Source organism: Cupriavidus sp. 05T313, assembly GCF_056396665.1.
This window is the reverse complement of the sequence record NZ_JBFTLX010000406.1, coordinates 1-3,982: the sequence shown is the minus strand read 5'-3', so window position 1 is coordinate 3,982 and position 3,982 is coordinate 1. Positions and strand designations below refer to the sequence as shown.

Below are 3,982 nucleotides of genomic sequence, written 5' to 3'. Positions count from 1 at the left end.
TGCAAAGCATCAACGTGAACACGCTCAACAACGTCGGCGTGATCGGCTCCGGCTTCGGCCCGCTGAGCATCGACGTCAACCCGTCGCAATGGGCCGCCACCCACGCCAAGGTTTGAACGGCACGTGCCCCCGCATTGTGGAGGCCGCGAGGGTCCCACGGCCGCCTCGTGCGAAGGCACTACCAGGGGGTAAAACTGCAAGAAGGAGAGCGCGCGAAATCGGGGGCTAAGCGGACTTCAAGGTTGCTCCGGGAATGGCTGAAGTGGAAATCCGCGCCAGCGGGAGGGCGCGGTGGTCCAACCCCCCTCTTCCCACGCCGCTCAGGCCTGAACTTGGCTTTCGTCGCCAGCGCCCGGCGGGGTGGCCTCCGCCTGCGCTCGCCCGAGCGCCCGCTCTGTCTCGGACAGTTGCCGGCCGAGCGTGTCGCGCGCGGTCCGGAGCCGTCATAGTGGTCGAATGAGCCCCCRTTCTCCCAGGCAATCGGAATCTGCAGCGGGGTGACGTCACGGCTGCGCGACGCTATCATCGATACGTGTATCGATGACGCGCCATTGCGCGACCGGACAGGCATATGCAACGATGAGAATTGGTTATGTCGCCCAAGAGCCTGATGATGTTTCCCTTGACAAAATGTTCGACGACGTCCGTAGAGGCACTGGCCACGCAGATCCGCCGCCTGAATGCCGGCAAGGTGGTCATTATCGGGTCGATCCACTCAAGGCGCAGGCGCTGAGGGACAAGTTCGCCGCCGACGGCATGGTTGTGAACATGGCCGCAGGGTAAACGGCAAATCGACATTCGGATGATGCTGTTACCCACTTCCATGCGCCAACTCTATATCTGTGCCCTGCTGGTCGGAGGCATCCTGACCAATGCGCCCGCCCATGCGGATTCGTTCCCTGAGCGCCCGGTGCACCTTGTCGTTCCCTTCAGTCCGGGCGGGCTTAGCGATTCAATCGCGCGCATGATTGCAGACAAGCTGCGGCTCAGGCTAGGGCAGCCGGTGGTCATTGAAAACCGCCCCGGCGGGTCCACGCTGATAGGGGCGGAACATGTAGCAAAGGCACCCCCTGACGGCTACACGCTTCTCCTGGGCAGTTCCACCACTTTCTCCATGCTGCCGGCCCTACGGCCACGTCTGCCGATCGCGGCCGAGGACACGTGGGCGCCTGTCGCCATCGTCGGTGAGACCTCCATTGTCGTATCGACCCGCGCGGAGAACGCCACCATTGAGTCGTTCGCCAGCCTGCTGGCGCAAGCGCGCGCGCGGCCTGGCGCGGTCACGTATGGCACCACAGGCCCAGGGACGGCCCCCCACCTTGTGGGAGCGATGATTGCCTCTACCTTCCAAGTGGACATGACGCCTGTAGCCTATCGAGGCAGCATGCAGGTACTTGCCGATGTCATCGGTGGACAAATCGATCTGAGCCTCGATCCCTTTGCCGTTGCCAAACCGCTCATTGATGCCGGCCGGCTGAAACCGTTAGCAATCAGCAGTGCGGCACGGTTGCCTCAGTACAGCGCAGTTCCCACCTTTTCTGAAGTCGGTGTCACCATGTCGAGCGGCGCGTTCTGGTACGGCATAGCCGCCCCTCGCGGTACTCCGCAGAATGTCCTGGGGCGGCTGCGAGTGGAACTGCAGACGGTCCTGCAGAATCCGGAATTTCAGAATACGCTCGCCGAACGAGCTATTTTTGTCGGACATGGCCGCGCCGAGGATTTCCGCCAGCGCGTGCGCGCCGAGATCGCACAGTATCGGCAACTGGCAAGAGACGCGCGAATCAAGCTGGATTAAGCTCCCCCTATCTGGTCCACTTTGGACCGTTTGGGGATCAAGCGCGGTGCTCGTAGCCATCGACCAGCTATACGCCTGCCCTCGATCAGTGCAAGCTGGCCCACAATGCCCCGGCGGAACAGCAGGACGCAAGCGATAAAGATGACGCCCGTCACCATCGTGACCGACTCCCCCAGCGAGCCGAACCACGCGATGCCCGTGGCAGAAGCCAAGAAGCTGCCGATGGCGCCAAGCTTGGTCTCCAGCGCCACGACAACCAAGGCGCCGGCCAACGGCCCTGACAGCGTGCCCAGCCCGCCCACCAGCGTCATCAGGATCACCGAGCCCGACATCGCCCAATGCACGTCGGTCAGCGTGGCAAAGCCCAGCACCAGCGCCTTGATCGACCCGGCCAGCCCTGACAGCGCGGCGGACAGCACGAACGCCATCAGCTTGAAGCGGTCTGTGTCGTAGCCTAGCGAGACGGTGCGCGGTTCGTTCTCCTTGATGGCCTTCAGGATCTGGCCAAACGGGGAATGCACCGTACGCACGATCAGCGCAAACGCGGCCACGATGACGGCCAGCGCCACGTAGTACAGCGTCAGGTCGTCGGCCAGCGGCAGTACGCCGAACAGCTTGCCGCGCGGGATGGCCTGCAGGCCATCCTCGCCGCCCGTGGCTGGCGCTTGCAAGCAGACAAAGAACAGCATCTGCGCCAATGCCAGCGTGATCATCGAGAAATAGATGCCCTGGCGCCGGATCGCCAGCGTCCCCACCACGTAGCCGATCAAGCCGCCGGCCAGCGTCCCCAGCACCATTCCAGCTTCCGGCGTGACGCCCCACACTTTCATGGCATGGCCGGCGGCATAGCCCGCGCCGCCAAAGAAGGCGGCATGGCCGAACGACAGCAGCCCGGTATACCCGACCAGCAGGTTGAAGGCGCAGGCGAACAGCGCGAAGCACAGCACCTTGAGCACAAACACCGGATACGCCCCGGCCATCGGCGCCAGCATCAACGCCACCAGCAGCAATCCATACCACAGCTTCTTCTGCATGCCCCGCTCCTGTCTTGCGTTTCCTGCCTGTCCTGCCTCGCCCGCGGCCACCGCCGCGCCAGTTGGTTGATGCATCATCTCTCTCTCCCGAACAGCCCCGACGGGCGCAGCATCAGTACGATTGCCATGATGAGGAACACCACCGTGGCCGAAGCCTCGGGATAAAACATCTTGGTCAGCCCTTCGATCACGCCCAGGCCAAGGCCGGTCAGGATCGAACCCATGATCGAGCCCATGCCGCCGATCACCACCACGGCGAACACGATAATGATCAGGTTCTGCCCCATCAGCGGCGAGATCTGAATCACCGGCGCCGCCAGCACGCCTGCAAAGGCCGCCAGCGCCACCCCGAAGCCGTAGGTCAGCGTCACCATCAGCGGCACGTTGACGCCGAAGGCCTCGACTATCTTGGGATTCTCGGTGCCCGCACGCAGGTAGGCGCCCAGCCTGGTCTTCTCGATCAGGTACCAGGTGGAGAAGCACACCACCAGCGAAGCGGCCACCACCCAGGCGCGGTAGTTGGGCAGCATCATGAAGCCCAGGTTGGTGGCACCACCCAGTGACTCCGGTGCCGAGTACGGCAGCCCGGACACACCGTAGACCGAACGGAAGATGCCCTCGATCACCAGCGTGATGCCCAGCGTCAGGAGCAAACCGTAGATATGGTCGAGCTTGTAGATCCAGCGCAGCATCGTGCGCTCGATCACGATCCCGATCAGCGCCACCGCCAGCGGCGAGAGCACAAGCATCGCCCAGTAGCCGAGCCCGAGGTAGCTCATGCCCATCCAGGCCAGCACCGCGCCGAGCATGAACAGCGCCCCATGGGCAAAGTTGATGACGTTGAGCAGCCCGAAGATGACCGCCAGGCCAAGGCTCAGCATCGCGTAGAAAGCACCGTTGACCAGCCCCAGCAGCAACTGGGACAGCAAGGCGGGAAGGGGAAAATTCAGTATCGTCATAAAGCGTTCCTCACACCCCCAGCAACTCGTTCAGCACCGGCATCCTGGCCTGCAGCTCCGCGGCCGCGAAGCGCTCGACGATGGTGCCGTGTTCCATCACATAAAAGCGATCGGCCAGCGGCGCGGCGAAGCGGAAGTTCTGCTCCACCATCACCACCGTGTAGCCCTTCTTCTTGAGCATCAGGATCATGCGC

4 protein-coding genes and 1 pseudogene are annotated in these 3,982 nt (G+C 63.3%); 2 read left to right on the top strand and 3 right to left on the bottom strand.

Translation table 11 applies throughout. The annotated features are described in order from the left end of the window. The first annotated feature begins 579 nt into the window (after positions 1–579). Both AC1DKD_RS39825 and AC1DKD_RS39820 read left to right on the top strand, forming a co-directional pair. Positions 580–783, top strand: a complete 204-nt coding sequence (locus AC1DKD_RS39825; protein WP_441637586.1) for a hypothetical protein — start codon at positions 580–582, stop codon at positions 781–783. A 19-nt stretch (positions 784–802) separates the two neighbouring features. Continuing rightward, on the top strand, positions 803–1,795 hold the full coding sequence (locus AC1DKD_RS39820; RefSeq protein ID WP_441637584.1) for a Bug family tripartite tricarboxylate transporter substrate binding protein: 993 nt from the start codon (positions 803–805) through the stop codon (positions 1,793–1,795). Here the strand turns inward: AC1DKD_RS39820 and AC1DKD_RS39815 are convergent. The 3 genes and pseudogenes from AC1DKD_RS39815 to AC1DKD_RS39805 all read right to left on the bottom strand — a co-directional run. After that, on the bottom strand, positions 1,792–2,829 hold the full coding sequence (locus AC1DKD_RS39815; protein ID WP_441637582.1) for a branched-chain amino acid ABC transporter permease: 1,038 nt from the start codon (positions 2,827–2,829) through the stop codon (positions 1,792–1,794). The two genes, AC1DKD_RS39820 and AC1DKD_RS39815, sit on opposite strands and share 4 nt — an antisense overlap. A gap of 74 nt (positions 2,830–2,903) precedes the next feature. Beyond that, complete coding sequence (locus tag AC1DKD_RS39810; RefSeq protein ID WP_441637580.1) at positions 2,904–3,788, bottom strand: branched-chain amino acid ABC transporter permease; 885 nt, start codon at positions 3,786–3,788, stop codon at positions 2,904–2,906. Between the two features lie 10 nt (positions 3,789–3,798). Then, positions 3,799–3,982 (bottom strand): annotated as a pseudogene (locus AC1DKD_RS39805) (ABC transporter ATP-binding protein); the annotation flags it as partial.

Bases quoted from the DNA above. Each gene is read 5' to 3' on its own strand.
- AC1DKD_RS39825 (WP_441637586.1), top strand. From the start codon at position 580: ATGAGAATTGGTTATGTCGCCCAAGAGCCTGATGATGTTTCCCTTGAC.
- AC1DKD_RS39820 (WP_441637584.1), top strand. From the start codon at position 803: ATGATGCTGTTACCCACTTCCATGCGCCAACTCTATATCTGTGCCCTG.
- AC1DKD_RS39815 (WP_441637582.1), bottom strand. From the start codon at position 2,829: ATGCAGAAGAAGCTGTGGTATGGATTGCTGCTGGTGGCGTTGATGCTG.
- AC1DKD_RS39810 (WP_441637580.1), bottom strand. From the start codon at position 3,788: ATGACGATACTGAATTTTCCCCTTCCCGCCTTGCTGTCCCAGTTGCTG.